General features: G+C 59.7%; 19 protein-coding genes, 1 tRNA gene and 1 pseudogene. 17 read left to right on the forward strand and 4 right to left on the reverse strand.

Annotated features, from left to right (window positions below; genetic code table 11):
* On the reverse strand, nucleotides 1-286 hold a 286-nt coding region (locus QZZ60_RS05065), incomplete at its 3' end, for an FAD-dependent oxidoreductase (protein ID WP_295638721.1).
* A 275-nt stretch (nucleotides 287-561) separates the two neighbouring features.
* On the opposite strand from QZZ60_RS05065, the gene QZZ60_RS05070 reads away from it, so the two are divergent.
* Complete coding sequence (locus tag QZZ60_RS05070; protein WP_295638724.1) at nucleotides 562-2,628, forward strand: elongation factor G; 2,067 nt, start codon at nucleotides 562-564, stop codon at nucleotides 2,626-2,628.
* 240 nt (nucleotides 2,629-2,868) lie between these two features.
* On the opposite strand, the gene QZZ60_RS05075 is transcribed toward QZZ60_RS05070, so the two are convergent.
* Nucleotides 2,869-3,351, reverse strand: coding sequence for an EVE domain-containing protein (locus tag QZZ60_RS05075; protein WP_295638726.1), 483 nt, complete (start codon nucleotides 3,349-3,351; stop codon nucleotides 2,869-2,871).
* 370 nt (nucleotides 3,352-3,721) lie between these two features.
* On the opposite strand from QZZ60_RS05075, the gene QZZ60_RS05080 reads away from it, so the two are divergent.
* The 16 genes and pseudogenes from QZZ60_RS05080 to QZZ60_RS05155 all read left to right on the forward strand — a co-directional run bounded on the left by QZZ60_RS05080 (nucleotide 3,722) and on the right by QZZ60_RS05155 (nucleotide 20,953).
* A complete protein-coding gene (locus tag QZZ60_RS05080) occupies nucleotides 3,722-4,096 on the forward strand; it encodes a hypothetical protein (RefSeq protein WP_295638729.1) in 375 nt (124 codons plus the stop codon).
* A 102-nt stretch (nucleotides 4,097-4,198) separates the two neighbouring features.
* Nucleotides 4,199-7,102, forward strand: a complete 2,904-nt coding sequence (locus tag QZZ60_RS05085) for an insulinase family protein (RefSeq protein ID WP_295638731.1) — start codon at nucleotides 4,199-4,201, stop codon at nucleotides 7,100-7,102.
* Nucleotides 7,103-7,127: 25 nt separating this feature from the next.
* Nucleotides 7,128-7,976 carry a tetratricopeptide repeat protein gene (locus QZZ60_RS05090; RefSeq protein WP_295638734.1) on the forward strand — a complete coding sequence of 283 codons (849 nt, stop codon included), beginning with the start codon at nucleotides 7,128-7,130 and terminating at the stop codon, nucleotides 7,974-7,976.
* Nucleotides 7,977-7,991: 15 nt separating this feature from the next.
* Nucleotides 7,992-11,261, forward strand: a complete 3,270-nt coding sequence (locus tag QZZ60_RS05095; RefSeq protein ID WP_295638737.1) for a hypothetical protein — start codon at nucleotides 7,992-7,994, stop codon at nucleotides 11,259-11,261.
* 121 nt (nucleotides 11,262-11,382) lie between these two features.
* A complete protein-coding gene (locus QZZ60_RS05100) occupies nucleotides 11,383-11,856 on the forward strand; it encodes a universal stress protein (RefSeq protein ID WP_294446223.1) in 474 nt (157 codons plus the stop codon).
* A gap of 97 nt (nucleotides 11,857-11,953) precedes the next feature.
* A complete protein-coding gene (hisC, locus tag QZZ60_RS05105) occupies nucleotides 11,954-13,072 on the forward strand; it encodes a histidinol-phosphate transaminase (protein ID WP_295638741.1) in 1,119 nt (372 codons plus the stop codon).
* Nucleotides 13,073-13,074: 2 nt separating this feature from the next.
* Nucleotides 13,075-13,752 (forward strand): annotated as a pseudogene (gene cmk / locus QZZ60_RS05110) ((d)CMP kinase); the annotation flags it as partial.
* A 417-nt stretch (nucleotides 13,753-14,169) separates the two neighbouring features.
* Nucleotides 14,170-15,069 carry a 4-(cytidine 5'-diphospho)-2-C-methyl-D-erythritol kinase gene (ispE, locus tag QZZ60_RS05115; RefSeq protein WP_295638745.1) on the forward strand — a complete coding sequence of 300 codons (900 nt, stop codon included), beginning with the start codon at nucleotides 14,170-14,172 and terminating at the stop codon, nucleotides 15,067-15,069.
* A 23-nt stretch (nucleotides 15,070-15,092) separates the two neighbouring features.
* Nucleotides 15,093-15,167, forward strand: a tRNA-Gln gene (locus QZZ60_RS05120).
* A gap of 81 nt (nucleotides 15,168-15,248) precedes the next feature.
* Nucleotides 15,249-16,184, forward strand: a complete 936-nt coding sequence (locus QZZ60_RS05125; RefSeq protein WP_294446220.1) for a ribose-phosphate pyrophosphokinase — start codon at nucleotides 15,249-15,251, stop codon at nucleotides 16,182-16,184.
* A gap of 71 nt (nucleotides 16,185-16,255) precedes the next feature.
* A complete protein-coding gene (locus QZZ60_RS05130; RefSeq protein ID WP_295638748.1) occupies nucleotides 16,256-16,846 on the forward strand; it encodes a 50S ribosomal protein L25/general stress protein Ctc in 591 nt (196 codons plus the stop codon).
* Between the two features lie 74 nt (nucleotides 16,847-16,920).
* Nucleotides 16,921-17,436, forward strand: coding sequence for a crossover junction endodeoxyribonuclease RuvC (gene ruvC, locus QZZ60_RS05135; RefSeq protein ID WP_295638750.1), 516 nt, complete (start codon nucleotides 16,921-16,923; stop codon nucleotides 17,434-17,436).
* Nucleotides 17,437-18,211: 775 nt separating this feature from the next.
* A complete protein-coding gene (locus QZZ60_RS05140) occupies nucleotides 18,212-18,703 on the forward strand; it encodes a YchJ family protein (protein WP_295638753.1) in 492 nt (163 codons plus the stop codon).
* Nucleotides 18,704-19,000: 297 nt separating this feature from the next.
* Nucleotides 19,001-19,318: a TusE/DsrC/DsvC family sulfur relay protein gene (locus QZZ60_RS05145; RefSeq protein WP_294446216.1), complete on the forward strand. Its 318-nt coding sequence runs from the start codon at nucleotides 19,001-19,003 to the stop codon at nucleotides 19,316-19,318.
* Nucleotides 19,319-19,472: 154 nt separating this feature from the next.
* Complete coding sequence (locus tag QZZ60_RS05150; protein WP_295638756.1) at nucleotides 19,473-20,477, forward strand: OmpA family protein; 1,005 nt, start codon at nucleotides 19,473-19,475, stop codon at nucleotides 20,475-20,477.
* Nucleotides 20,478-20,539: 62 nt separating this feature from the next.
* A complete protein-coding gene (locus tag QZZ60_RS05155; RefSeq protein ID WP_295638759.1) occupies nucleotides 20,540-20,953 on the forward strand; it encodes a hypothetical protein in 414 nt (137 codons plus the stop codon).
* A gap of 139 nt (nucleotides 20,954-21,092) precedes the next feature.
* Here QZZ60_RS05155 and aac(6')-Im read toward each other — a convergent pair whose 3' ends face one another.
* Nucleotides 21,093-21,629: an aminoglycoside N-acetyltransferase AAC(6')-Im gene (gene aac(6')-Im, locus QZZ60_RS05160; RefSeq protein WP_270856772.1), complete on the reverse strand. Its 537-nt coding sequence runs from the start codon at nucleotides 21,627-21,629 to the stop codon at nucleotides 21,093-21,095.
* Nucleotides 21,630-21,671: 42 nt separating this feature from the next.
* Nucleotides 21,672-21,973, reverse strand: a 302-nt coding sequence (locus tag QZZ60_RS05165) for a phosphotransferase (protein WP_367119405.1), incomplete at its 5' end; no start/stop codon positions are given.

The raw sequence follows: 21,973 nt of genomic DNA on the forward strand, positions 1-21,973 counted from the left end.
TGCCCGCAGGAACGGAACAGGTCTCGGCCACGGCCATGGTCGCGCTGTGAAGCTTTCGCATCTCCTCCTTGAGCAGACCGACGCCGGACCCTTGAGCATCGTTGGACCGGAAGGAATTGGAGCAGACGAGTTCGCAGAGCAGCGGACTTGTGTGGGCGGGGGAAAAGGCTTCGGGCTTCTGTTCGTACAGCGTGCATGCGAGCCCCGCCCGTGCAAGGGCGAGAGCGCATTCACAGCCGGCAAGTCCGCCGCCGATGATGACGAAAGCGGGCGTTGAGGTATCCATGACGACTCCGTGATGAGAAAAGAGGCGGTATTCCGCCGTTGAAAAATGGCGCGCCCGTGCCGCGCGGCTCAAACCTTACTGGAAGACAGGGGGAAAGTCACTCTTTTATGACCGGCCGGGAGAAAAGTCCGTTTTTCACCAGAAAAATAGCGGTATGCGCTTGACAGGGCATGGCGGCACTTTTTATGACCTTATATAAGGATTCACTGAACTGATGCAGGGGCCTCGCGCCCTTTTTGCGTCCGAGAGAAATTCAAACCCTAGTGGAGATTCGTATGTCCATAGCTTTGGAGAACCAACGCACCTACGCCCTCATCGGCACCGGTGGCTGCGGTAAGACTTCGCTGGCAGAAATGCTGCTGTTTCAGGCTGGAATCATCAATCGTCTTGGCGCCATAGAAGAAGGCACCACGGCTCTGGACTACGAACCCGAAGAGATCAAGCGTCGCGGCTCCATTCAGCCCGGCTTCGCCACTTTTGACTGGAAGGGATATCGTCACAATCTCATCGACATCCCCGGCGACTCCAACTTCGCCGGCGACATGGAATGGCTGCTTTCCGCCGTGGACAGCGCGGTCATCGTCGTCGACGCCGTGGACGGCGTGCGTCCGCAGATGCGCCGCATGTGGAAGAGCGTGAAGAGCGCGGGACTGCCCGCCGTTGCCGTGGTCACCAAGATGGATCGTGAACGTGCCGACTTCGACGCGGCGCTGAACAGCCTGACCACGCATCTGGGCGTCCGCCCCGTGGTGCTCTACATCCCCGTTCTGGAAAACGGCGAATTCATCGGCCTTGTGGACGTGTTCGCAGGCAAGGCCTATCGCTTCCTGGAAAACGGCGAAACCGAGGACATGCCCATTCCGGCCGACATGGAAGATGAGGTCATGCTTCTGCGCGATACGTCCGTGGAAAACATCGCCACCTCCGATGAGGATCTCATGAACCGTTATCTGGAAGAAGGCTCCCTGTCCGACGAGGACATCACCCTCGGTCTGCGCAAGGGCGTTCTTTCCGGCGAAATCGTGGCCGTACTGCCTTCTTCCGCCATGCAGAACCGCGGCGGACGTCGTCTGCTCAACCAGATAAACAACCTGCTCGCCTCGCCTGCCGACCGTCCCGCCGTGCTCGGTGCCGACGGCTCCGAACGCGCCGCCGATCCCGAAGGGCCGGCCGCCTGCTTCGTGTTCCGCTCCCTTAACGACGCCTTCTCCGGTCAGGTCAACATGCTGCGCGTCATTTCCGGCACCATTTCTTCCGACTCCACGCTGAAGAACATGCGTACCGGCGAAATGGAACGGCTGGGATCGCTCTTCTACGTCAACGGCAAGACGCAGACCGCCTGCAAGGATGCCCTCGGCCCCGGCGCCATCGTGGGCGTGACCAAGCTCAAGAGCACCCGTACCGGCGACACCCTGTGCGACGAAAAGGCTCCCTTTGAGGTGGAACTGCCCAAGCTGCCGCCGCAGCTCATCACCTTCGCCCTCGCGCCCAAGCAGAAGGGCGACGAAGACAAGGTGTTCGCCGCCGTGCAGAAGCTGTTTGACGAAGACGTTACCCTCAAGCTCGGCCGCGACGAGGAAACCTCCGACATTCTGCTGTCCGGCATGGGGCAGCTGCACATCGAAATTTCCGTGGAGAAGGCCCGCCGCCGCTCCAAGGTCGACATCGTGCTCAAGACGCCCAAGGTGCCTTACCGCGAAACCGTGCGCGGCAAGGTGCAGGTACAGGGCCGTCACAAGAAGCAGTCCGGCGGCCGCGGTCAGTTCGGCGACTGCTGGATAGAGATGGAAGGCGCTCCTCGCGGCTCCGGCTATACCTTTGAGGACGCCATCGTGGGCGGCGTCATTCCCCGTCAGTACATTCCCGCCATCGACAAGGGCATTCAGGAAAGTGCCGCCCGCGGCTACCTTGCAGGCTGCCCCGTGGTGGACTTCAAGGTTCGCGTGTACGACGGTTCCTACCATACCGTGGACTCTTCCGAAATGGCCTTCAAGATGGCCGGTTCCATCGCCTTCAAGGCGGCCATGGCACAGCTCAAGGTCGTGCTGCTCGAACCCATCGTGCAGATGACCGTGACCATCCCCGACGAGTACATGGGCGACGTCATCGGCGATCTGTCCTCCCGTCGCGGCAAGGTACTCGGATCCGATTCTCAGGGCGGAATCACCGAACTCAAGGCCAACGTGCCCATGAGCGAAGTCTTGCGCTACGCTCCCGACCTGCGCAGCATGACCGGCGGTCAGGGCGTGTTCACCATGGAATTCGATCACTATGAGGAAGCTCCTCAGCCCGTGGTCGACAAGGTCGTGGCCGCTCACCAGGCCGCCAAGGCCGGCGAATAGTTTGAAACCGACGGGGGAAGACGCGATCTTCCCCCTCACGCATGAAAGGACGGCGTTCTTTCCCTCTTTGGAGGAAAGAGCGCCGTCCTTGTCGTATGCAGAAGAGAAGAAGCGCGGAAGAAGAGAAATAAAGAAGCGTCGAGCAGGGGGCGGCCGTGCTCCGGATGGGAACGTGCCGTGCTCTCTTCGAGGCTTTCGCTCAAAGACGCGCTCCCGGCGTTCCACCGTGTGAGGCGGCGTCTAATGTGTGGCTTCGAGAGGCTTCTCGTCTCCGGCCATGGCCATGATGTGCCGGAAGAAAGGTTCTTCCACGGGCTGCACGGAAAGACGGCTGCCGCGCTTGAGCAGTTCCATGCCCTCAAGTTCCGGCTGCCTGCGCAGCTCGTCCAGAGGTATGGGTCTCTCGAAACGACGCACCAGCCTTACGTCCACCATGTACCAGCGGGGATTTTCCGGCGTGGCCTTTTCGTCGTAGTGCCGGTTCTTCGGGTCCTGAGCCGTATGGTCCGGGTAGGCCTCGCGCACCACTTCCACAAGCGCCACGATTTCCGGCTTCTTGCCGCTGTGATAGAAGAATCCGAGATCGCCTTTCTTCATGGAGCGCATGAGATTTCGGGCCTGATAGTTGCGCACGCCGTCCCAGGAGGTGGTGGCATCCGGGGAAAACATGAGATCATCCAGAGAAAAACAGCCGGGTTCCGTTTTAAAAAGCCAGTATTGCATGGAGCATCCTTGATGGGTTAATAGAGGCGGGCCATGCCTTTTCTATAAGGTCGAGTGCCGGTCATGACAAGAGAGCGGATGGAACATGGCCGGGAGCTTTCCGGTTCTCCATGCAGGGGAACGTGACCCGGCACGCGTCTTTTGCGGCGGGAAGAACAGGCTGTTTCTTCTGTTTTTTCTCCCTGTGTCGCTCTGCGGAGCCGGATGAGGGAATTGAAGGGGAACCTTGGTTCAATTTTTGCGTACATAAAATTAAACACAATGTATTTCAATAAGTTATCAATATCAACATTGACACTGTCCATGCACGGATGCTATGCAGGACAAAAGGGGCTCAGGCCCCATGCATCATGTTGGAAATGGAGTTGTCATGGCCACCGCGATGAATGAACTGGAAAAAATGACGCTGCATCTGGAAAACGACGCCGATTTCATGTTTTATGGACGGCTTTTTTCCGAGGCGGTGTGGTACGATGAATACAGCGGTGTGCTTACGCATCAGAAGCTTTATGTCACCGATCAGCACGAGCAGGTGTATGTCATTCAGAAGGGCAGTGGAGAAAGGACTGTTTGCCGTGCCTATCGCATATCCGTGCACGGAGAGCGCTGCGTGATGTACAACGGTCGCTACACCATGGAGATTCCTCTCGATCTGCTTCTGCTTGCCGTGCGCACGCTGTGCGGCATGGAAGACGGCATGGCGCTGGAACAGGTCGAGGAGATTCTTCGCGCCGCCAACTGCTGAGAAATGACGGTCCGGTCTTCTGCCCGCGGGGCGTCGCTGGCGACCTTGCCACGGGCCGCCTTTTTCATTTTGAACACAGGAAAACGCATATAAGGAAAACGCATGAACAGCCATGGATTCACCCTTGTGAGGGAAGAGCGTCTGCATGAGGCCGGCGGTCGTGTCCGTCTCTGGAAGCACGACGTCACCGGCGCGGAACTTCTGTCCGTCTGCAACGACGACGAGAACAAGTCCTTCGGAGTGAGCTTCCGCACGCCGCCGAAGGATTCCACGGGCGTGGCCCACATTCTCGAGCACTCCGTGCTCTGCGGTTCGGACAAGTATCCGGTGAAGGAACCCTTTGTGGAGCTTCTCAAAAGTTCCCTTCAGACCTTCCTCAACGCGCTCACGTTCCCCGACAAGACCTGCTATCCCGTGGCGAGCTGCAACCTTCAGGATTTCTATAACCTGGTGGACGTGTATCTCGACGCCGTGTTTCATCCCCGCATCGACGAGAACGTGCTTCGTCAGGAAGGCTGGCACATCGAGGCCGAAGGGCCCGATTCTCCCTGGCAGTTCAAGGGCGTGGTGTTCAATGAGATGAAGGGCGTGTACTCCTCGCCCGATTCCGTGCTCATGGAGGAGTGTCAGCACGCCGTTTTCCCTGACATGCTCTACAGCCTCGACTCCGGCGGCGATCCGGCCGTGATTCCCACGCTCACCTTCGAGGCCTTCCGCGAGTTTCATGCCACCTACTATCATCCTTCCAACGCGCGCTTCTTCTTCTGGGGCGACGACCCTGAAGAGGCGCGTCTCTCCCGCATAGCCGAAGTGCTCGCGCCCTACGAGAGGCGCGAGGTTCGCTCCGAAGTGCCGCTTCAGCCCCGTCTTTCCTCCCCGCGTCTTCTCGAGGTGCCCTATGCCGCGTCCGAAGGCGAGGATGCCGACAAGGCGCATGTGGCCGTGAACTGGCTTCTGTGCGAATCGAAGGATACCGAGGAGATGTTCGTGCTCAACATGCTCGAACACGTCATTGCCGGGCTGCCGGGCTCGCCGCTGCGCAAGGCGCTCATGGATTCCGGTCTCGGCGAGGACATTTCCGGCTGCGGGCTTGAAAGCGATCTGCGTCAGGCCTACTTCTCCATGGGCCTGCGTTCCATAGATGCGAAGAGCGCGCCTGAGGTGGAACGTCTCATGATGGACACGCTTGCCGATCTGGCGGAAAACGGCGTGCCCGCTCCGGCCGTGGAAGCCGCGCTCAATTCTCTGGAATTCATGCTGCGCGAGAACAATACCGGTTCGTTCCCGAGGGGGCTTGCCGCCATGTTCCGCAGCCTCTCCGACTGGCTGTATGACGGCGACGCCTTTGCGCCGCTGGCCTGGGAAAAGCCGCTGGCCTCCATCAAGGCGCGTCTTGCGTCGGGCGAAAAGGTGTTTGAGAACGCCATCCGCCGCTGGTTCCTCGACAATCCCCATCGCGTCACCGTGCTGCTTCTGCCCGACGCCGGTCTTGCCGCCGCGAGGCAGGTTGCCGAGGATGCCCGCCTTGCCGCCATTCATGACGGCATGAGCGAAAAGGAACGCGAAGAGGTGGCGGACATCGCCGCGGCCCTTCGTGCCGCTCAGCAGAAGCCCGATTCCCAGGAGGCGCTGGATACCGTTCCGAGTCTCGGAAAGAAGGATCTGCCCGTTGAAAATGCGGTGCTTCCCTGCGCCGTGGAGCAGAAGGGCGGACTTGACGTGGTGACCCATGAGCTCGACACCATGGGCATTCTCTATGCCCGGCTTGCCTTTGACCTTTTCGCCGTTCCTTCCCGTCTGCTTCCTCTGGTGCCTCTTTATGCCCGTGCGCTTACCGAGCTCGGCACGAAGCGCAGCGACTACGTGACGCTCGGCTTTGAGATTTCGGCCCATACCGGCAGTCTCGGTGCGGGAGCCGTGGTCCTTCCCCGCGTGTCCGACGCCTCTCCGGTCTGCTATCTTTCCGTTTCCGGCAAGTGCACGGCGGACAAGGTGGAGCGCATGACCGCGCTCATGCAGGAGATTCTTCTTGAGCCCGACTTCGACAACCGCGACCGCTTCATGCAGATGGTCCTTGAGGAAAAGGCCCGCATGGAACAGGCCGCCGTGCCTTCGGGACATCTTCTGGTGAACACCCGTCTGAACGGCGCCTTGTCGCTTGCCGGCCGCATTTCCGAGGAGATGAACGGCGTGAGCGAGCTCTTTTACGTCCGGGAGCTCATCCGTCGCGTGGACGAGAACTGGGAGAGCGTGCGCGACGATCTGGCGGCTCTTCATGAGAGCATCGTGCGCCGTGACGACGTGAAGCTGGACATGACGGCCGACGCCGCGCTTCTCGGCGCTGCAAGTTTTCCGCTGGAAGCGCTGGTGCGCCGTCTGCCTTCCCGTCCGCTGCAGGCGTGCGCCCTTGATCTTGCGCCTCTTCCCGGAGCCGAGCTCCTCGGCATTCCCGCGCAGGTCAACTACGTGGGCCTCGGCCTCAGTCTGAAGGGCACCGGATACGTCTACAGCGGTTCGCAGGCGGTCATTCTGCGTCATCTGCGCATGGGCTATCTGTGGGACCGCGTGCGCGTGCAGGGCGGGGCCTACGGCTGCTTTGCGCGTTACGGCCGCGCCACGGAGGCCTTCACCTTTGCGTCCTACCGTGATCCCAACGTCGAAAACACGCTGCGCGTCTATCGTGAGACCGCGGATTATCTCGGCAACCTTTCCCTGTCCGAGGCCGACATCACCCGTGCGGTGGTGGGAGCCATAGGCGACGTGGATGCCTACATGCTGCCCGGAGCCAAGGGCGCCACGGCCTTTTCCCGCTGGATGAGCGGCGAGACCGATGAACAGCGTCAGCGCATCCGCGAGGAGATTCTTGCGACCAGACTTTCCGATTTCCATGATTTTGCGCCCTATCTGGCGCGTGCGCTTGAGAAGGCCGTGCCCTGCGTGCTCGGCGGGGCCGATGCCGAAACGGCGGCCCGGGCGGACGGATGGACCATAACCCGGGTGCTGTAGCGTGCCGGCCCACGAAGGACATGCCATGAACAATGAGAAAACGCGCGGCACCATGCTGACCAGCTCCGCCGTGATCCTGTGCCTTGTCACCTTTGTCGCGGGCTTTGCCTGCGGCAGCATGATGGGCGAACATAAGGCGCTCACGCGGGAGACTCCCGCGCAGGCGGCCGCCCCCGCGCCCGCCCAGACGTCTGCCTCCGCTTCGTCTCTGCCCGACGCCGCGGCTCAGGCGGAACACATAAAGCATCTCAGGGAAGACGCCGTGAAGCAGCCGGACAGCGCCGAGGCATGGACGAAGCTCGGCAACGCCTGCTTCGACTTCGGCGATCCCGACGGGGCCATAGAAGCCTATCAGACCTCGCTGCGCATTGAACCCGGCAATGCCGACGTGCGCACCGACATGGGCAGCATGTACCGCATGAAGGGCGAGCCGGAAAAGGCCGTGGAATGCTACGATCAGGCACTCAGGGATCAGCCCGGGCACAGAAACGCCGTGTTCAACAAGGGCGTGACCATGCTGCTCGATCTGGAACAGCCGGCGCAGGCCGTGGCCTTCTGGCAGTCCGTGCTCAGGGACGATCCTTCCCTTACGCTGGCAAGCGGCGCAAAGCTCCGCGACATCATGCCGGAAATACTGGTGGACGCCGCGCTTCAGCTCGAGGCACGGGGCAGAAAGGACACGGCTCTCGTGGCCTATGAGCAGGCCATAGGACTCAGCGACTCCTTTGCTCCGGCACTGGTGCACGGCGCGTGGCTTCTGGAGGGCATGGGACGTTCTGCCGACGCGCTGCCTTTGTGGAAGCGCGTGCTCGAGCTTTATCCCGACGCCACAGACCCTGCGGGCAAGCCGGTCCGCGACCGTTTCAAGAAGTAATCATACGGGATTGTCATGTTTCCGTTTTCCGCTTTCCATACTTGCTTCAGGCTGATCGCCGTCCTTCTGTGGGCACTGCTCAGCCTGCCCTTTCCTCTGCTTGCCGATGAGGCGCAGGAGAGTCCGGTCATTGCCGGGCCTGCGCCTTCCGTGGTGCTGCCCGAGCCTGTGACCATACGGGCCGAGCCTCAGCCGCTCGCTCCGCCTCCCGTGGAAAAGCGCTCTTCCGCCGTGCGCGTGAGCGTGCGTCCGCTGCTGTCCATGCTTTTGGATCGCAACGGCACGCTGGATCAGACCTCGGCGGTCGACAGGCTGGATGAGTTCCGTCCGTATGATGTGGACGCGCTTTCCCGCGAGACGGGAACCTTGTGGCTGCATCTCGATCTTTCCGACGTGAAGGATTCCGCACCGCATACACTCTGGCTTGATCTCGGCACGCAGATGCCCGGAAAGGTGGAGGCCTGGCTTTCTTCGGACGGCAGAAACTGGCAGTCCGTGAAGGCCGAATCCCGCGGCGTGTATGATCTTCTTTCCGCGGGCAGACAGGGGCAGGTGCTCGTGCGCATGAGCGGGCTGCCGGGATTGTGGTTCCATCCGGCGCTGTGCTCTTCTCATGCCGTCATGGATTCCCCCGACAGACTGGGCACGCTGCTCTCTCTGGCAGGACTCGCGCTTCTCGGCGTTCTGTGTCTTTTGCTCAGCGTGACGGAAAGGGGAGAGGGGCGGTTCTGGATAGGAATTCTGGCCTTTGCCTCCATGGCTCAGATATGGTGGGGCGTGCCCGCCACGCCCTCGGGAACCCTGGGCACGGTCTCCTTCCCCGGAATGTTCGGCGCGGCCGTGGCGCTTTTCATGCTTCCTCATGCGGGGCGCGTGCTCATGCGCACGCGGGTGACCTCTCCCTTTGTGGATACGCTTTTTCTGCTTTTTGCCCTGCCGGGTGCCTGTGCGGCCATCGTGCCGCTTCTGCCCGGCATGGCGTGGACGGCAAGGCTGCTGCCGCTCTGGCCGCTTGCCGCCGTCATCTGCTTTGTTCCCGCCATTGTCCTGGTGTTCCGGGGCGTGCAGGGAAGCGGGCCCTTCGCGCTGGCCTGCCTTTCCATGGGCGGCGGTGCTGCCGTTTCTCTGTGGGGCATGCTCCACGGGCTGGAGAATCCCTGGTGGGGGCTTGCCGTGCAGGCGGGACAGACCGCAGGGCTGCTTTTTCTTGCCTGTGCCGCGCCGCACAGAGACGAGCCCGCCGCAGAGCAGGAACTTTCACTGGACGTGGCCCCGCGCAGAAACGGGGAGGCACGGGCCAACACCTACAAGGACAACAGTCTTGCCGCGCTTCGCCGTACGTTCCGGAGCACCGCGGAAGAGCTTTTTGAGGAGGCCTGCCGTCTGGATCTGGCCCTTTCCCGCGCCGGAGTGGACAAGGTCGACATCATGACCCATGCCGACGCCATGGTGGCCGCGGCGCGGAGGCTTTCGGAAAACGCTCTCGATCATCCTTCCCCGGACGCGCTGCCGGAATCCTCCCTGCAGGTCTTCGAGCTCAGGCAGGTCATCCGGAAGGTGTTCGCCTCCGTGTTTGAGGACGCAGAGAAGAAGGGACTCGGCCTCGCATGGTATGTGGCGCCCCAGATAGGTCAGAAATTCCGCGGCGACGCGGCCCGCCTGACCACGCTGCTCACGCTCATTCTGGCCGATTCCGTCCGGGCCTCCTCCCGCGGAGCGGTCAGCCTGCACGTGCGCCGCTCTCCTTCGAGCACGCATCCCGGCCATCTGCAGTTCACCGTGTCCGACAACGGCGAGGCGCAGCCTCCGCGCGGCAGGCAGAGTGCGCTTCTTTCCCGGGCGTGGGAGCTTGCCGCCGCCCATGGCGGCGATCTTTTCGTGGACAGCACGCCGCAGGGCATGGAGCTTTCGTTCAGCATGGAATGCACGGCCATGGAGGCCGACGGCGTGACGGAACGGGCCGTTCCTGCGGCTGGAAGCGACGGAGAGAGCCGTGTCGCGTCTCCCGTCATTCTCGTCTCTCCCGACGGACTCAGCCGACAGATGTACGTCCACTATCTGGACGACATGGGTTATCCTCTCTGGGAAGCCCGCGATGCCGAGGAAGCCGCGCAGCTTTATGCCTCTTCTCCCGCAGCACTGGTCATTTTCGACGGCACTCTCGGCGAGGACGACATGGTGCAGGGGCTTGCGGCCATACGGATGTTTGAGGGCGAACAGGCGCTTGCCGCCGTGCCTTTCCTTCTTCTGGCCAGAGACGACATGCAGGCCGAGCGCATGGCCAAGGCGGGATGCGACGAGTCCATTCTGCTGCCCGTGGTGCGCAAGGATCTGCGCGCCATGACGAGGTGGCTCATTTCCCCGACGGAGAAGAGACCCGTTTTGAGCTCGCAGCGCATCACGCTCGCCGCCGTTCTGGCCGGAGCTCACTCCGGCACGGCGAAAATGCAGCCCAAGGCCGTGCGCCGCGTGGCGGCACAGACTGTGCCCTCGGAAGCGGACAAGGCGGAAGCGGAGAAGATCGCTCCCCCGACGGCGGCGCCGGAGGGCGAAGAAAAAACGACCGGAAAGGCTCTTTCTCTGGAAAAGGACGCGGGCAGACAGGAGAAGAAGGGCTGGCTTGCCTCGCTCTTCCACGGCCATGAACGCTCCGGAAAGCCGCTGGAGGTGGCCTCCGCGCCCGTTGAGACCGTACCCGTTGATTCAGCATCCGCGACTGCCGCGGAATCGGAAAAGAACGCGGAGCCCGTCGTCTCCTGTGCTCAGGAGACGGAACCGGAAGGGGAGGTCGTGGAGCTGCTGGCCGAAGAGGTGCTGGCCGAGGAAAGCGGCGTGCAGGAACTGACGGAACAGGACAGACTATCCGACGTGCCGGACGCCGGAGACGCGACGATCGCCGAGGAAATGCTCATAGAGCTTGAACCCGGGCTCATTCATGAGAAGCCCGAAGACGTGTCATCCGAAGCCGGCCCCGGGAAAAGGGAGCCCGAAGATGCGGGGACCTCTTCCCCGGACGACGATGACGAAGAAAAGGCCGCGGAGCTTGCTGAGGTGCCTCTCGACAAGATAAACGGGATGTTGAACGGCATTTCCGAGGCGCTTCTGCACGGCGACGTGCAGGCCATACGAAGCGGTGCGCGCGCTCTTTCCGGCATTGCCGACAGGTACGGCATGCACACGCTGGCCGACATGGCGCGCTGTTTTCGAGCGGCATGGGAAGAGGGCGACGTGGAAGCCGCGGCGCAGATCGTGGAAGAAATGCGGGCAGAGGCCGCCCGTCTGTGACGGCATGAGAACGGCAGCTTTTTTTCACACGCCCGGAGCTTGCAACTTTGAGGGAATGCATTTATATTAAAGCCATGTTTAGGCGGCATTCCGCCTCGGACACAGAAACATAGGAGGCAATATGCCAAAGCTGCAGAAGATCATATGTGCGTTGGACCTCTCCGAGCACAGCAAGACAGTGGCCGAATACGCCTGCATGCTTGCCAAGGCCATGAATGCCAGCATCGTGGCCGTATATGCGGCGCCTACGCTGACGCAGTACACGGGCTTCCATGTCCCGCCGAACACGATTGACAGCTTCGTGGGAGAAATCGTTTCCGGTGCGGAAAAGGCCATGGCCCAGTTCGTGTCCGAAAACTTTGAAGGCGTGGAGACCAAGGCTGAAGTCGTGGTCGGCTATGCCGCCGAGGAAATTCTTGAAATCGCCGCCAAGGAAGAGGCCGACCTCATCGTCATGGGTACCCATGGACGCAAGGGCATCGACCGCATTCTCTTCGGCTCCGTGGCCGAACGGGTCGTCAAGAATTCCCATCTGCCCGTCCTTACCATTCGTCCTTCCGACAACTACACCGGCGGCGCGATGTACAAGGATTAACGCTTTTTCATGAACAGAAACAGGGCTTTCCTTTTTACGGCTTCGTCCGGGAGAGGAAAGCCCTTTTTATTGCCCGTTTCATCTGCAAGGACTCGCCATGACTCTTCCCTTCACCTCGTTCAATGACGTCCGCCCCGAAGTGGCGACTTTTGAATCCTACGAACCCGGTCTCAGCATTGCGGAAATCGCCGAGCGCTACGGCCTTTCCCGCGTCGTCAAAATGGCCAGCAACGAGAATCCGCTGGGCGTGTCGCCCCGCGTGCGCAAGGTCATCGCGGACTGCGCCGGCGAGGCCTTCCGCTATCCGCAGTCGGGCAACCCGAGACTGGTGAAGGCTCTTGCGTCCTGCTACGGCGTGGACCCGAAGCGCATTTTCGTGGGCAACGGTTCCGACGAGGTCATCGACCTCTTGTTCCGTGTGCGCGCCGTGCCCGGCGTGCACAATGCCGTGGTGTTCCGTCCCTGCTTCGGTCTGTATCCCACGCAGGCGAAAATGGCCGGCGTGGAGCTGCGTCAGGCTCCGTTGAATCCCGACTTCACCTTTGACTTCGACGGCCTGCTCAAGCTGGTGGATGAAAACACCACGCTCGTCATCGTCACGTCCCCCGACAACCCCTCCGGACGCGTCGCTTCGCCGGATGATCTGGAAAAGCTGGCCCGCGCCCTGCCTCCGGCCTGCCTGCTGGTGGTCGACGAGGCATACATCGAATTTGCCGGCCCCGAGCACTCCGTCATGTCCAGACTGGACAGACTTCCCAACGTGGCCGTCATGCGCACCTTCTCCAAGGTCTACGGACTGGCCGGTCTCCGCATAGGCTATGCCGTGCTGCCTCCGGTCATTGCCGACTACATGTGGCGCGTGCGTCTGCCGTTTTCGCTCAACATTCTGGCGGAAGAGGCGGCGATCGCCGCTCTGGCCGACGCGGAATTCCGCGAGGACACCATTGCCCTCGTGCAGCGCGGCCGTGCGCGCCTTACGGAGGAACTGCGCGCCATGGGCTGCGAGGTGACGCCCAGCCTGTCGAACTTCATCATGTTCCGCCTGCCCGAAGGAACCGTGAACGCGAAGACCCTGCACGGCGAACTTCTGAAGCGCGGCGTCATCATCCGCGCTCTCGGCAGCTATCACCTGCCCGACAGACTTCGCGTGAGCGTGGGCACCGACGAGGAAAACGAGCTGTTCCTGCGCCTTGTGCGCGAGATTCTGGGAGCGTAGTCATGGCAGCGTCCTGTTACGGCGTCATCACCATGGACGGCCCCGCCGGGGTGGGAAAGAGCACCCTGGCCCGTCGTCTGGCCGCGGAACTCGGCATAGCCTACCTCGACACGGGGGCCATGTACCGCACCCTCGGGCTGCGCCTCGGCGCAGGAGCCGCGGACCTCGATGAGGCGAGGCTGCGCGCACGGTGCCGGGAATGCCGTTTTTCTCTGGAGTCCCGGGAAGAAGGCGCGCCGCAGCTTTTCTGCAACGGGGAACCGGTGGGGCCCGAGATCCGCACGGAGCGGGCCGGACGGCTCGCCTCTCTGGTAGCCCGTCTGCCGGTGCTGCGCGAGGAGCTTCAGCGCGAGCAGCGCGCGCTCGGCGAAGGCAGTTCCCTGGTTGCCGAAGGGCGCGACATGGGCACGAAGGTGTTTCCTCTCGCCCGGCACAAGTTTTTTCTGGATGCCCGTCCCGAGGTCCGCGCCCGGCGCCGCTATCTGGAGCTGGAGGCGAAGGGCGCTCTCAACGGAGCCACGCAGGAGGACATTTTGCGAGGCATCGAGGAGCGCGACGCTCAGGACCGGGGCAGGGCGGTCGATCCGCTTCGTCCTGCGCATGACGCCGTCATCGTCGACACCTCCGATCTTGATCTTGACGGTGTTCTTCAGGTCATTCTGGACGCCGTGAGGTCGAAGGGACCGGAAAAGGGCGGAAGTGCCGCGGCAGTGCGTGCCAGGGCAGGAGCGGAGCTCTCCGAGGCTTCCCGGGGGCGTCTGCTCTCGGATGAAGGGGCGGCCGCGCTTGAGACGGCCCGGGAGGACGGTCTGGCCGCTGCCTCGGCCGTGGCCGAAAGACACGGCGTGAGCTGCGCCGTCCGTGTTTCGTGCGGTCTGGAAGGCGATGCGCTTGTCGCCCGGGCCGAGGCCGAGAAGGTTCCTTTTGCCGGAGCGCTCGCGCTGTCTGCGGCGCAGGCGGCCGTGGCTTCTCTTGCCGGGTTCCTTTCCGAAAGCCTTGAAGTGAATGCGGCGCTCGAGCCGGAAGGTGCCGGAAACGGAGACTGACAACAAAGAGCCCCTGCGGAGGGGGCCGGCTTCAAGAGCTTCGGAGCGGACATGATCAACGACACGACGACCGCTTTCACTGCCGTGCCGCGGCAGGAAGAAACGGTGCTGGCCTGCGGCAAGATCAATCTTTTTCTTTTCATCACGGGAAGGCTTCCGAACGGCTATCATGAGCTGAAAACGCTGTTTCTGCCTCTGCCGGAACCGAGAGACGTGCTGGTGTTCCGGCCTGCGGACAGAGAGGGCGGCATGAGGGTGAGCTGCGCGACCGAGGGCATAGACCTTGAGCGCAACACGCTGACATGCGCGTATGACCTTTACGCGCAGGCCTCGGGATTCGCTCCCGCCGTGGATGTGGAGCTCGTCAAGGGCATTCCGCACGGCGCCGGTCTCGGAGGAGGCAGTTCGGACGGCGCCTGCGTGCTGCGCTGGCTGCAGCGTCACGCGCCGCGTCCGCTGCCGGAAGAGGAACTTCGTGCCCTGGCCGCCCGCGTGGGAGCCGACGTTCCCTTCTTTCTGCTGAACCATCCCTGCCTTGCCGAAGGCATAGGCGAAAGGCTTTTCCCCGTGGAAAGCGGCGTGGAAGGATTCAGCTGCGTTCTGCTCTGTCCGCCCGTCAGCGTGAACACCGCATGGGCCTATGCGGCGTGGGACAAAGAAAGGGCGTCATTTTCCTTGACAGAGAAAAGGAAGGCAGATAAAAATAACCGTTCAAGTTGCCAGTCATTCTATGGCATGAACGACTTTGAGCCTGTGGTTTTCGCGGCTCATCCTTCTCTTGCGGCGTTAAAGGCGCGGCTTCTGGCGGAGGGTGCGGACATCGCGGGCATGAGCGGAAGCGGTTCGACGCTGTTCGGGCTTTTTCGCGATTCCAGGCGTGCGGCACAGGCTGCCGAAACGCTGAGGAACCAGAGAGAGTCCGCGGAAGTGTTCGGCCCTTTCCTTGTTTGAGTCGTTGTGTCGACTGGGCCTGGTGGGGTGTCGCCAAGCGGTAAGGCAGCGGGTTTTGGGTCCGCTATTCGCAGGTTCAAGTCCTGCCGCCCCAGCCAATTGTCGTTTGTTTCGGCTTCGCCTGGCGGCGGCGCCGCTTGTGTATCTCGGGATACTTTACTCAGGAAGGGCATGTTCCTATGTACGGCGACCTCAAAATTCTCACGGGTACGGCCAATCCACAGCTGGCCATGGACATTTGCGACCACCTCGGCTGCTCCCTCACACCGGCGCTCTGCACCACGTTCAGCGACGGAGAGCTGCGCGTTGAAATCGGCGCCAGCGTTCGCGGGCACGACGTGTTCGTCATTCAGTCCACCTGCGCCCCGGCCAACAAGTCGCTCATGGAACTGTGCCTTATCCTTGATGCCCTGAAGCGCGCCAGCGCCGGCCGCATCACGGCCGTCATTCCCTATTTCGGCTATGCCCGTCAGGACCGCAAGGTCAGCCCCCGCGCTCCCATCAGCGCCAAGCTCGTTTCCGATTTTCTCACCGTGGCCGGCGCCCAGCGCATCGTTACGGTGGATCTTCATGCCGGTCAGATCCAGGGCTTCTTCAACTGCCCTGTGGACAACCTGTACGCCCGTCCGGTGCTGCTGAAGAAGCTCAGCGCGCTTTCCGGCGACATCGTCATGGTTTCCCCCGACGCCGGCGGCGTGGAACGCGCCCGTTCCTTCGCCAAGAAGATGGACGCCAGCCTTGCCGTCATCGACAAGCGCCGTGATCGTCCCAATCAGGTGGCGGAAATGCACATCGTCGGCGACGTCGCCGGCAAGACCGCCGTGCTCGTGGACGACATGATCGACACCGCGGGCACCATCTGCACGGCAGCCAACATTCTCATGGAAGGCGGCGCCAAGGAAGTGTACGCCTGCGCTACGCACGCCGTGCTTTCCGGCCCGGCCTGCGACCGCCTCAATGACTCCCCCTTCAAGGAAGTCATCGTGACCGACACCATTCCGCTCGGCGACCATGCCGCCCAGTGTGAAAAGCTCCGTGTGGCTTCCGTTGCCGGAGTCCTGGCCAAGAGTATCCGCAATATTCACGACGGTTCTTCTGTTAGCGCCCTGTTCTAGTCGGGGTATTGAAGACGATATATCGCGCCGCGCCCCGTTCGACGGGAGACGGCCCATAAGGAGAAAGCATCATGTCCGAACTGAAAACTCTTTCTGTGAAGAAGCGTACCGCTTTCGGCAAAGGCGTCAACCGCCGCCTGCGTACCGAAGATCTGGTGCCCGGCGTGTACTACACCGCCGACGGTCAGAATATCGCCGTTCAGATGGCTGAACTGCCCCTCAACAAGATTTACGAACAGGTCGGCCGCACCAACGTCTTCCAGCTCGAAATCGAAGACGAGAACGGCAACAAGACCCTGCATCCCGTGTTCGTGTGGGACGCCCAGTACTCCCCTGTGAAGAACACCTTCACTCATGTCGACTTCTTCGGCGTTGACCTCGACAAGGAAATTAAGGTCAAGGTGCAGGTGGAATACGTCGGCACTCCCAAGGGCGTGAAGATGGGCGGCACCATGGAAACCTACCGCGACGAAGTGGTGCTTTCCGCCAAGCCTGCCGATATGCCCCGCAAGGTCAACCTTGACGTGTCCGGTCTGGAAATCAACCAGAGCATCCGCGTTTCCAACATGCCTCTTCCCGAAGGCGTGAAGGCCGTGTACAAGTCCGACTTCACCATGGTCGCCGTCTTCATGGAAGGCGCCGAGGAAGCTCCCGCCGAATAATGGCGTGAGTCGAGTCTGAACTTTCGGGCCGGGACAGATTTTCTGCCCCGGCCCTTTCATTTTGCGAGAAAAGCATGATTTCTTCCTCGGAATCCGCCGTCACCGTTCTGGGCATAGACCCCGGCTCCAACGTCACCGGCTGGGGCGTGGTACGTGAATCCTCCGGCAGGCTGGAGCTTCTGGCCAACGGCGTTCTGCGCGTAAAGGGCAGCTCCTTTCCCGATCGTCTGGCCTTCATCTATCACGGACTGCACGACATCATCGAAGAATACCGTCCCGAAGAGGCCGGAGTGGAGCAGGTGTTCGCGGCAAAGAACGTCATGTCCACCATCAAGCTGGCTCAGGCTCGCGGAGCGGCCATAGCCGCCTGCGCCTCGTTCCGTCTTGCCGTGCAGGACTACGAGCCCACGCTCGTGAAAAAGACCCTGGTGGGCACAGGCAGGGCCGACAAGGAACAGGTGGCCTTCATGGTGGCGCGTCTTCTGGGCCGAGCTCACATCGACGGGCCGCTTGACACTACGGATGCGCTGGCCATAGCGGTCTGCCATCTCACGCTGCGACGCTTCCGCAGGCTGGAGAGCCTGGCCTGACGGACTTCGGCCGCCTCAAGGCGGGAAAGGCGTTCGGAAACGCGTTTTTTCCTCTCGGGCTTTTCAGAAAAAGCGCGTCCCTTTCCCTCGGAAGGCGCATGCCTTCCGGCCGGCCGGAAGCGGAGCGCCGTCATGAAGTCTGAAGCGCGCCGCTCCTCCGTCCTGCGGGAGAGACGGAGAGAAAGGGCCCGCAGAGATGGTCGTGCGAGTTTTTTTACGAGAAAGAACTTGCGTTCCGGTTCGGAAGGCCAAAGGACACAAAAAAAGTTTTAATAAAAAAGAACAATGTTTTTAGTGTGTTGTATCGAAGATGAGTCATGTTTTTCTTAAGATGGGTTCTGAACGTGGGGAAATCGGCGTCCGGAGCGTGCGCATGACGGGAGAATATGCCGTGCCGAACGGCGTTTTCCGGCCTGCCAGTGACCTTCGTTCTCCCCTTTGACACCCCGGTGTTCAAATTTTTTTTGGCGTCTCTCCCCATGCGGGAAACAGAGAAACGTGCCTGTTCAAAAAAAAATACGTTTTTCCTCCGTATTAAGAGTCTTTATGGAGAGGGTAAAATTTATAATTATTTGATTTTATTGATTAATATAAAATATGATTCTGTTTGGCACGAAAATTGCAGTATATGAGACATCATTCCTTTGGAACAGCAATCAACATCGTCTGCCCGTCGGCCTCCCTCTCCGGCGGGCTTTTTTTTTGCCTCTTCCCGGGCTTGTCAACGGAGAAAAATGCGGGCACACTGCGCGCAAACCTTTTGGAGGATATTTCTATGAGTCTTTGTCCCTGTGGCTCCGGCCTTGAGCTGGATGCCTGCTGCGGCCAGTATATCGAAGGAAAGGCCAAGGCTCCCACGGCCGAAGCCCTCATGCGCGCCCGTTACACCGCGCACTGCCTGGGCAAATATCAGTTCCTTACCGACACCACGCATCCTGAGTTCCGCGAGGATGCCTCTGCCGATGAAATCAAGGAATGGTCTTCCCTCATGACCTGGGAAGGACTTGAGATTATTGAGACCGTGGAAGGCGGCGAGCATGATTCCACCGGTGAGGTGAAGTTCAGCGCCCACTACAGCGTGCAGAACGTGCCCCAGGAGCTGCGCGAGGACGCCTTCTTCCGCAAAGAAGGCGACGAGTGGTTCTATGTGGAGGGCAACGTCTACGCCAAGCAGCCCGTCCGTCGCGAGACCCCCAAGATCGGTCGCAACGATCCCTGCCCCTGCGGAAGCGGCAAGAAGTACAAGAAGTGCTGCATGCCCCGCTAGCGGGCTGAAACGGCGAGAAGGGCTTTTCTGCGTTTTTCAGGAGAAAGGACTTGCGTCTCCGGCCAAAACCCTGTACAAGGCTTTTCCGGCAGTTCTTTTACCCGACGGCAATCGGCGCGAGCCGGAGAGGTTTTGCAGGACGGCAAAAAGAATGGCTGGCAGGACTTGTCATTTCCCCATATTTGTGGCAGGCTCCCTGAACAGAAGGAACGTCTTTTTCCTTTTTTGTATGTATGTGAGTCTGCGCACAACGCAGACAATTTCCCCACAGTCCCAACATGTCCAAGGAGGACGCGCATGGCTGAAGTTTCTTTCCAGGGAAAAACCTTTGAAGTCGACGAAGACGGCTTCCTGCTTCGTTTCGAAGACTGGTGCCCTGAATGGCTGGAATACGTGAAGGAATCCGAAGGTATTCCGGAACTCACCGCCGATCATCATAAGGTTATTGATTTCCTGCAGGACTACTACAAGAAGAATGGTATCGCCCCCATGGTGCGTATCATGTCCAAGAACACCGGCTACAAGCTGAAGGAAATCTACGAACTGTTCCCCTCCGGCCCCGGCAAGGGCGCCTGCAAGATGGCCGGTCTGCCCAAGCCCACCGGCTGCGTGTAGGCCGTTTGATTCGACCTCTGGTCGCCTAACGACTGTTAGGAAAGGCGAAAGAGTTTTACTCTTTCGCCTTTTTTCTACTTGCCTGCCGGAAATGGCTCTGATAGAGATAGGACATCCGAGTTTGCCATAACATTTTTAAGTAATGGAGGATTCCATGAAAGTGTTTCGTAATGCGCTGGCTGTCGCGGCTCTGGTGATGGGGATTGCCTCTGCTGCCCAGGCCGCTGACATGATTCGCAAGGTGGACAGTTTCGATCTGCTCGCCGACCAGTCCGGCTCCATGATGATGCAGGCTCCTGACCTCAAGATGACCAAGGCCGCCGCTGCCAAGCAGGTTCTTGCCGCCGTGAATGAAGCCATTCCGGATCTTGGCTACAAGGCGTCCATGCATACCGTTGCCCCTGCCGGCCAGGTCGTTTCCTATGGCGACTGGGATCGTTCCGCCATGAACGACGGCATTGCCTCCCTTGAAAGTGACGGCGTCATTTTCGGCCGCATGACCCCCATGGGCGACGGTTTTGCCGCCAACTCCGGTGACTATGCCACCATGGCCCGTCCTACCGCCATCGTGCTTGCTTCCGACGGCGCCAACAACACCGGCATCGACCCCGTGGCCGAAGCTGCCGCCATCTATCAGGCTCAGCCCGGCATCTGCTTCCATGTCATTTCCTTTGCCGACACTCCCGAAGGTCAGGCCGTTCTCGACAAGATCGCCGCTCTGAACTCCTGCTCCGTGTCCGTGAAGGGTTCCGATCTTCTGGCCGACCAGAATGCCGTGAACCAGTTCGTGGCCGACGTGTTCTACACCACCGGTGCTCCCGTTGCCGAAGAAGCCCTCGTGCTCCACGGCGTGAACTTCGCGTTCGACTCCTATGCTCTTGACGCCAAGGCTCAGGGAATCCTCGATGAAGCTGCCGCCGTTCTCAAGGAAAAGAACGTGAGCGTGACCCTCGAAGGCTGGACCGACTCCATCGGTACCGACGCCTACAACAAGAAGCTGTCCCAGAACCGCGCCAACGCGGTTAAGGCCTATCTGGTCGAGCAGGGCGTGCCCGCTTCCAAGCTGACCGCCATCGGCATGGGCAAGTCCTTCAAGTACGACAACTCCACCGAAGAAGGCCGTTACCTGAACCGTCGCGTGGAAATTCTCTTCAACTAACTGTTGACTGATACTGCGAGAGGCCCGGCAATCCGGGCCTCTCTTTCCAACGGAGTTTTTTGATGTTTCGTCATTGGTTGATGGCTGCGGCGTTCTGCGGTCTTGTTGCGGCACCCTGCAGCTCTTTTGCCGCCAACGAATCCAAGATTCAGACCGATCTGAACACTTTTGCCCATCAGTACGTCAAGAGCGCCAACAAGCGCATGACGGTCAATCGTGCGCGTCCGCAGGTCGTGAAGCGCGGCTCCACGTACGTTGCGACGTTTACGGAAATCGACCAGGAGACGGTCACGGCCCAGATGCGTAAAAGCAACAGCAAGCATTTTGAATACGTTGCCACGCTTTCCTATAATGAGCTGACCTTTGAATCCGTAGGCAAGACCCGCAAGGAAGCGACCAGCGGCCAGTTCCGCTGCGTGAAGGTGCGCAAGCTTACCGAGCTTCCCCGCTATGTGAAAGGCAAGTGGGAAAACTGATTTTCTTACGGAAAAAAAGCCCCCTCAAACGAGCAATGTCATTTAGTTAAGGTTTTTACAAAAGAACACCCGTCCACTCCACAAAAGTGAACGGGTGCTTTTTTGAATTGGACATTTGAAAAGTTAGATTTCATTAACATTACGCTTTCCATTCCATCAACACGCAATCTTCCTTCTTCCCTTCGTGTAACTCATGTTCGGGAAGCTCTTTAATAATTTCAAATCCTGCCTTCTGATATGCTCGTATCGCTCGCGGATTGTTTTTTCGTGGGTCAAGAATCACCCCGTCAGCACACATTTCCGTTCGTAGATATTGACATGCCACTCGGCAGTATTCTGTACCGATTCCCATATTCCAATATTCTGGCTCACCGATAAATTGGTCCATCGCATAAATCTTTTTATCAGTCTTATGGTAATTATATTCGTCGAAATGCTCGCCCTGAACTCTATATATCTGTGCGTAACCGATGGGAATTGTATCATATTCAATGATGACTCGATAAATTTCATCCGCCCATTGTTCAGTATAATGCTCACAAATCGTTTCCTGTGTATGCTTCTTATCTCTACCGTCGTAAAATTCAAGAACACGGTCGTCCGTCAACCATTTTAACATAAGAAGTAAATCATCCTTGTTCATCGGACGAAATGAGACTCGCTTTGCTTCCAACATAATCACCTCTTCCATGATATAATCTCATAACACTTTTTCCTACTAAAATATAAACCTCCCCACTTGTGTCTGTAGCAATTCAGAAACCCCTTTGGTCAACATTTTCCTATCGTTTCGTATATAACCATAAATAATTTGGTCTATAGCCCAATACACATCATTAAGCTCTGCTTTTCTTTCTGCCACCTCTGGTTCCTTGTGCTGATAGTACCTCAAAACTCTTCTGCCAAAGTCTTTCCCAAAATCATCTTCACTACAATCCAACAAACACAAAAAGTCATTATCTGGGTCACCGACAATATAATCACCAAAATCAATAACTCCAAACAGTCTATTATTTTTAA

Source organism: uncultured Mailhella sp. (genome assembly GCF_905187505.1).
Taxonomy (GTDB): Bacteria; Desulfobacterota; Desulfovibrionia; order Desulfovibrionales; family Desulfovibrionaceae; genus Mailhella.

Coding starts and splice junctions, on each gene's coding strand:
- QZZ60_RS05070 (WP_295638724.1), top strand. CDS start 562: ATGTCCATAGCTTTGGAGAACCAACGCACCTACGCCCTCATCGGCACC.
- QZZ60_RS05075 (WP_295638726.1), bottom strand. CDS start 3,351: ATGCAATACTGGCTTTTTAAAACGGAACCCGGCTGTTTTTCTCTGGAT.
- QZZ60_RS05080 (WP_295638729.1), top strand. CDS start 3,722: ATGGCCACCGCGATGAATGAACTGGAAAAAATGACGCTGCATCTGGAA.
- QZZ60_RS05085 (WP_295638731.1), top strand. CDS start 4,199: ATGAACAGCCATGGATTCACCCTTGTGAGGGAAGAGCGTCTGCATGAG.
- QZZ60_RS05090 (WP_295638734.1), top strand. CDS start 7,128: ATGAACAATGAGAAAACGCGCGGCACCATGCTGACCAGCTCCGCCGTG.
- QZZ60_RS05095 (WP_295638737.1), top strand. CDS start 7,992: ATGTTTCCGTTTTCCGCTTTCCATACTTGCTTCAGGCTGATCGCCGTC.
- QZZ60_RS05100 (WP_294446223.1), top strand. CDS start 11,383: ATGCCAAAGCTGCAGAAGATCATATGTGCGTTGGACCTCTCCGAGCAC.
- hisC (WP_295638741.1), top strand. CDS start 11,954: ATGACTCTTCCCTTCACCTCGTTCAATGACGTCCGCCCCGAAGTGGCG.
- ispE (WP_295638745.1), top strand. CDS start 14,170: ATGATCAACGACACGACGACCGCTTTCACTGCCGTGCCGCGGCAGGAA.
- QZZ60_RS05125 (WP_294446220.1), top strand. CDS start 15,249: ATGTACGGCGACCTCAAAATTCTCACGGGTACGGCCAATCCACAGCTG.
- QZZ60_RS05130 (WP_295638748.1), top strand. CDS start 16,256: ATGTCCGAACTGAAAACTCTTTCTGTGAAGAAGCGTACCGCTTTCGGC.
- ruvC (WP_295638750.1), top strand. CDS start 16,921: ATGATTTCTTCCTCGGAATCCGCCGTCACCGTTCTGGGCATAGACCCC.
- QZZ60_RS05140 (WP_295638753.1), top strand. CDS start 18,212: ATGAGTCTTTGTCCCTGTGGCTCCGGCCTTGAGCTGGATGCCTGCTGC.
- QZZ60_RS05145 (WP_294446216.1), top strand. CDS start 19,001: ATGGCTGAAGTTTCTTTCCAGGGAAAAACCTTTGAAGTCGACGAAGAC.
- QZZ60_RS05150 (WP_295638756.1), top strand. CDS start 19,473: ATGAAAGTGTTTCGTAATGCGCTGGCTGTCGCGGCTCTGGTGATGGGG.
- QZZ60_RS05155 (WP_295638759.1), top strand. CDS start 20,540: ATGTTTCGTCATTGGTTGATGGCTGCGGCGTTCTGCGGTCTTGTTGCG.